Origin of the sequence: Roseomonas rosulenta, from assembly GCF_016106005.1 — a bacterium.
Lineage (GTDB): Bacteria > Pseudomonadota > Alphaproteobacteria > Acetobacterales > Acetobacteraceae > Neoroseomonas > Neoroseomonas rosulenta.
On record NZ_JACADR010000252.1, the window covers coordinates 1 to 6,477 of the forward strand.

At 71.1% G+C, this 6,477-nt stretch carries 4 protein-coding genes; all 4 read right to left on the reverse strand.

Features of this window, described 5'->3' with window-relative positions:
• Positions 1-453: hypothetical protein (locus HW578_RS21135; protein ID WP_198372693.1), on the reverse strand; the 453-nt coding region annotated here is incomplete at its 3' end.
• A complete protein-coding gene (locus HW578_RS21140) occupies positions 450-3,047 on the reverse strand; it encodes a virulence factor SrfC family protein (RefSeq protein ID WP_198372694.1) in 2,598 nt (865 codons plus the stop codon). The genes HW578_RS21140 and HW578_RS21135, both read right to left, overlap by 4 nt.
• A complete protein-coding gene (locus tag HW578_RS21145; RefSeq protein ID WP_198372695.1) occupies positions 3,044-6,010 on the reverse strand; it encodes a virulence factor SrfB in 2,967 nt (988 codons plus the stop codon). Before HW578_RS21145 ends, HW578_RS21140 begins: the two co-directional genes overlap by 4 nt.
• Positions 6,011-6,083: 73 nt before the next feature.
• Positions 6,084-6,477 (reverse strand): hypothetical protein (locus HW578_RS21150; protein WP_198372696.1); only part of this gene is annotated, 394 nt, incomplete at its 5' end.

Here is a 6,477-nt window from a genome sequence, read left to right on the forward strand (position 1 = left end):
CGGCGGTGCCAGGCGCGGCGCGATGGCGATGGTCGCGTCAGGGTCCTCGATCGGCAGCGGCGGCGGCAGCGGCGCTGCGCGCGGCGCGGCCGGCGGCGGCACGGCGATGGTATTCCCCGAACCACCATGCAGCGGCGGCACATCCGGCCAGAACAGCGGCGCGTCGATGCGTGCCTCGGGCAGGCGGAAGATCACCGGCCCCGCCTCCAGCCAATCCACCACCTGCGGGCCGAGGTAGAGCCGCACGCCCTGCGGCGAGGCCTCGACACGATCGGGCGCGATCAGCGCATCGCTCACCTGCCAGCCCTCGGGGCCGAGCGTGCCCTTGGCCCAGCCTTCGCGCAGGATGCGGAAGCGCGGATCGGCCGGCGGCTCCATCACGCCCTGCAGCAGGATGATGGCGTGCCCGCCCTCGGGATGGGCAGGATCGGCCGCGGCGCGCACCGTTGTCATGCGGCGGCGCCGAGCGCGCCCAGGATGCTGCCCAGGCGCGCATTCTGCGCGACGTCGATCTCGAGCCCGCCCGGCGCGGTCACGTTCTCCTCCGCGAGGCGCGAGAAGGCGCTGATCCAGTCGACATGGTATTGCTTGTCGTAGGCCTCGGGCTGCGGGCCCAGCACGGGCATGCCGTTCACCGGCGCGCGCGGGGCGAAGACCGGGCGGTCGGTGCGCCCGGCGCGCGGACGCTGGTCCGGCGGCAGGTCGCCGTAGCCCAGCGTGTGCACGTAGCGGTTCACCACGCCTTCCGCGACCATCACGGGCTTGGCCGCGCTTTCGCTCAGCTTCTGGCGGTAGGATGCCGCCTCGCGCAGGCGCTGCGCGATGCGCGCGGATAGGCCGGTGCGCCGCGCCCCGGCGCCGATCTGCGCGATCAGCGCCGAAGCGGCCTCACGCGGTAGCTTCAGCTGCTCCGCCGTCTCGGGCTCCGCGGCAGCGCGGTGCATCTTCTCCATCCACTCCGCGACCGCCATGTCGGCGTAGCGTTCGAAGGCGTCGCGCGCACGGTGCTCGCCCTGCGCGGCCGGCGCCACCAGGTCGCCGAGCTCGGCCAGGTAGTCCTCCTCGCCGGCCCGCGCGCCGACCGGGGCTTCCTCGGCCGGTTCGGTCTGCATACGCCACCAGGCGGAGGTCAGTTCCTCCGGCGTTACCTGCAGGCTGCGGATCAGCCGTCCGAAGGCCTGGGCGGAGGCGCAGGCGACGAGCGCGCGGCTGACCACGCGCGCTTCCTCGCGCCGCTTGTTCAGCTCCGCCGCCAGGTCACCCGAATGCCAATAGGGGGAGAGCCGCGCGGCCATGTCGATCCGCAGCGCTTCCAGCCGCGCGGCGATCTGGTTGCGCTTGATCGCGGGATCGCAGACCGGGCGCAGGCTCTCCGCGAGATAGGAGATGCCGCCGTCGTTCAGCGTCATCGCCGCATCCCAGGCGCGCTCGGCATCCGAGAAATGGCGCCGCGCATCGTCGTTCGCCAGGAATTCCTCGCGCAGCCGCGCGATGCGCCCGGCTTCGGAGGCCCGTGGCGCGGCTTCGCGACCATGCTCGTCGTAGTCGAGGATGTGCTTCGCCGCGACATTCGGATTGCGCAGCCAGTAGGTATTGGCGAAAGGCGCGCCGGCCGCCCAGTTGCGCGGCCAGTCGTATTCCTTGCCGAAGAAATCCAGCAGCGAGGCATTGAGGCGGATGGTCCAACGGCTGCCAGTGCCCTCCGTCGCGCCCTTCTTTTCCTCGAACTCCGTGTCGAACTTCGTCAGCACAAGGAAAAGCGCGTTGCGGTGGCGGGCGCGCTCCTCGGGTGTCGCGCCCAGCGTGCCGTCCACCCAGTCCTTGATCATCCGCGGCAGGGTGCGGACTTCCTGGTTGGACGGGCCGATGCAGAGCAGCATCGAGGTGATTTCCTGCTCGGCGCAGTAGCGCTGGTACAGGTAGGCGACCTTGCCGCGCAGGAACAATCCTGGAAGCTTGCCCTTCTCCGCCAGGAAGCGGCCGGGCTGGGTCAGCTTCTCGCGCGATCGCGCGCCCGGGAAGTCGAGCAGGTCGGTGACTTCGAAGAAATCCCAGGGCTTGTCGCGCAGCGCGATGGTCAGTTCCGCGACCAGCGCGGCAACGGCGGCACGGGGCAGGACCGCCTGGCGCCCGGCGCGCGTGCGCACCGTGAGCTTCCCATCCGCCGGATCGCCGAGCATTCCGAGCGTTCGCACGTCGATGATCGAGGTCTCGCGCGGCGACAGCGCATCGAGCGGCGCGAAGGCCTCGTCCGGGAAGTCGAGCGCGGCCAGCGCCGCGAGCAGTTCGCGCGCCGCAGCCGTGAAGGCCTCGTGCCCGTTCCACAGGATGGAGAAGAAGGCCGCGCGTTCCGCCACCGCCAGGCGCGGCGCGATGGAGGCCGCCTGCACCCAGAAGGCGGACCCCAGCCCCGGCACCAGCGGATGCCCGCGGAACAACCCCTCGAAGTATTCGCGCAGGTCGTCGACATCGTCCTCGCTCAGCCGGTCGGTCGGCTCGGCCGCGATGCGCGAGGCGAACTTCGCGCAATGGGACTGCACCAGTTCCGGCGAGGGAATGTCCACCTCAGCCGGGTCGAAATCCTCGAGGAAGGTATTGCCCAGGATCTTGATGACATCGGTCTGCGACAGCAGCCGAAGAGCCACCGGATGCCCCGGGATCGCCGCCGGCGGGCGCAGGGTGAAGCGCGTGACGAGGCCGGTCGCCTCCTGCCCGCCCTCGGGGTTGATGTCGCGCACGAAGTCGAGCGCGGCACCATCGAACATCGCGGTCACGCTCTCCTGCCCGCGGCGCGCGAGCGCGCTGATCAGGTAGGACTTGCCGGATTGCGAAGGACCGAACACGGCCACGCACATCGGGCGCTCCGCGGCCACTTCCAGCTTGCGGGCGCGGCGGGCGAACTTGCGGAAATCGCGCGCGACCGCCTGCGCTTCCTCGCGCACCTTGGCGCGGTTGTCGCCGAGCCAGCCGATCGCCTCGGCTGCGGCCTCGGCGGTGCCGCGCGCTGCGGCGGCAAGCGCGGCGTCGGTGCTTGCTGCGAGCCTCATGCCAGCCCCACCACGCCGGTGTCGCGCCAGTAGCCGGCCTCGTTCTTCATGGTCTGCAGCCGTATCTCCACGTCGGAGCGACGCAGCGCGGTGCCCTCGGCATCCTCGATCTCCTCGACGCGGAAATCCTCGCGCTTCTCCTCCTGGCCGGGCGCGTCGGGGTCCATGTCGGCGCGGCGGATCTTCACACGCAGCGGCAGCGCCATGCGCGGAACGCTTTCAGGGTTGGCGAACTCCAGCGCATAGAGCGGCGTGGCGGGCCAGCGCTCGATCGGCAATTGCCGGAAGCCGAGGAAGGTGGGGGCCGCGAAGGTCATGGTGAACTCGACGCCATCCGAACTCGCCGGACGCTTCTCGAGGTCCACCTCCGACAGCAGAACCCCCTGCTCGCGGATCTGTCCGGAAATCTCCATCCGCCCGATGAAGCGCGCGGTCGATTTCATCGCCAGCTGCGAGGTCCGCATCAGGAAGGATTCCAGCCGCCCCTCGGCCAGCGCGCACAGCATCGCACCCACCGCGGCACTGGTCTTGGGGTCCTCGATGCGCGCATTGGCGTCGCGGAACGGGTACCAGCCGCCCACCGCATAGCGGTGCATGCCGATGATGCGGTGCGGCGGCACCGGCGACTTCGCGAGCACGATATCCGTCACCGCCCGCAGGCGCGAGGGCCGGCCCGACAGCAGCAGCACGTCGCAGTCGTAGTGCCAGACCACCTCGCACAGGTCGGCCAGTACGGGGCCGAGTGTCGCCTGCACCACCGCTTCGACGCGGCGCGCATCGGCGGCGATCTCGACATCGGCGATGGCGAAGCCGCGCGCGCCGGCCTGTCGCGCGGCGGTCTCGAAGAAGGCGACGGCGCGCGGATTGGCAGGTTGCGCCTGGCCCGCCAGCACGGCCGCGATGGTCGCGCGGAACACCTCGCCCATGGCGCGGCCCTCGATGCGCTCATAGGCGTGCAGCACGCCGAGCCCGACCGGTTCCAGAACCTGGGCCACGAACTGCCGGCGCAGGTGTCGCTCGACCTCGCTCTGCCCGCCGCGATCGCCGCCCAGCGTCTGGCGCAGGAAGGCCTGCGGGTCGGACATGCCGGCCGCGCGCAGCGCATCGGCCACCTGCGGCAGCACCAGGTGGGTCAGCAGGCCCTCCAGCACCTCGTCGCCGGCGATCTTGAACCCCTCGCGGAATTCCTGGCGCGGCACAATGGTGTCGCGGTTCTCGACCGACCAGGTCACCACCATCAGGTCGGTGGTGCCGCCGCCGATATCGATGGAGGCCACGCGCAGGCAGGGATTGGGCCCGCGCTCCGGCCGCACGCGCCCGGCGAGCTCGAACATGCCCTGCGCATCGCCCTGCAGGCGCTGGGTGATCTCGGTGTAGAGCCAGACCACCTGCGTCGCGGTGGCTTCGTCGAGGTTCAGCAGCACGCGCGGTTCCGGCGGTGCGGTCGGCCCGCCCTCGGTCCAGCCCAGCATGTCCCAGGCGAGCTTGATCGCGCCCTCGGCACGTTCGCGCAGGATCTTCTGCTCGGCGAGCGGCATGGCCGGCGGCAGCGTCAGGATCACGCGGCGCAGGCGGCGCGGCACGTCGGCGAAGCGCCGCGCCGCACGGGTCGCGGGCGCGTTGATCTGGGTGATGGCCTGCATCAGCAATTCGGCCAGCAGGAAGGTGTACATGGCCGATCGCGAGAAGCGCGCGCGCACCGCCGGCTGGCCGCGCCCGCGCAGCATGCGCAGCGCCTCGCCGGTCTCGGTCACATGCGCCATGAAGGGGCCGGAGACGGGCGGTTCCGTGGTCACGCCATCCGATGCGCGCCCGTTGAAGCGCCAGCCCTGCACATTCGGCCGGCGGTCCCACAGGTAACGCTTCGGGCTGGAGAGCCCCGTCGCACCCTCGTTGCCCTGCGTGGCCGCGGCGAGGCGCATCGCCTCGGGCCCGACGCGAACCGGCGACGGCCAGCGGAAGGCATTGGCACGCCCCGACCGGCGCGAGATGGCATCGCGGCCGAAGGACCCGACCGCGAACTCGACGCGGCTTTCGAAGGGACGCGCATAGACATCCTCGGGCCGCGACAGGTCGCGCAGGGCCAGCACCTGCGAGTTGTTCAGCGACGGCGCGTCCTGGCTTTCCTCGACCAGCACGCCGCAGGTGCGCGCATTGCCGATGTCCAGCACCAGGTCGACATTGATCGGCGCATAGCCGCGATTGTCGGAGACCACATCGACCAGGCGGATGCGCGGCAGGATGCCGATGCCCTCGAGCAGCCCCAGGAAGCCGAGGTAGCGCGCCCAATGCTCGCAGGCATGGGGGAAGTCCTCGGGCCGCAGGGGCCTGCCGCCCCGCTGCGCCTGGCGCAATTCGCGGAAGCCTTCCTCGAGCCACTGCCCAACCCAGGATTCGTTGAGGAACCAGGCATTCTCGCCATGGCCGCAGACGGGGGCGAATTCCTGCTGCCGGGCGGAATCCTCCGGCGCGGGCGCGACATAGGGGCGCTCCGGCACGCGCGGCATCAGCGCGGTGTCGAAGGCCAGCACCAGGCGATGCGACTTGCCGTCCGGATCGCGCTGCGGCTTCTCGGCGACATAGGCGCGGGCCCAGTTGGACGGGCCGCGGTCGTACACCTCCTTGCCGTCGGCGCCGCGCGCATGGACGCGAAAATAGGGCAGCGGCACCCACTTGTTCAGGAAGGGCTCGAGCGCCTGGGCGCGGGAGATCGCGTAGGTCTCCTCAGGCGCGGGGACCTGTCGCGTGACGGGATCCGCCAGGTTGCCGTCGGCGTCCTGTTCCAGCACGCGCAGGATGGTGGGGGACTTGCCCTCGTGGTCCACCTGCTCGCGCAGCTGTTCCTCCCAGAAGGACCGCGACCCGCGCGGCAGCCGGTCGATATCGAAGTCGAGGTCGAGGAACTGGATGCCGGAGGACGGCACCAGGCTGATCAGGCCGGCAGGGGTCGCAGAACTGCTCATAGGCATCCCATCTCGCACCCGCGAGTGTGCCGCAGCGCAGGCTGCCGCGCCAATCTCGCAACGTCGTGCGCCATCAGTTCACCGGGCAGTTCAGGCGGTAGCGCCAGCGCGTGTTCGAGAAAGGCCCGATCACCACCACCTCCACCACATGGTCGTTGCCCTGCGGCTGCCAGTCGAAATGCAGCTGGCCGCGTCCGCTGACCATGCCGGGCGTGCGCGCCAGGACGCGCCCGCGATAGCGCACCTCGATGCTGTCAGGCACGGTCTGGGTGTCGTAGTCCACCGTCACCGGGCCCGGCGTGGGGCCGAGGTAGTGCCGGTTGCGCGTCTCCCCGGCCCCGCCCGACTGGCTCTCGACGTTGCAGGGCTGCACGCCAGGCGGCGGGCCCGGCGGGGGCTGCGGCGGCTCGGCCGGCGGAGGCGGCGGTTCGGGCGGGGGCAGCGGCAGCGGGTCCTCGCGCGGCGGC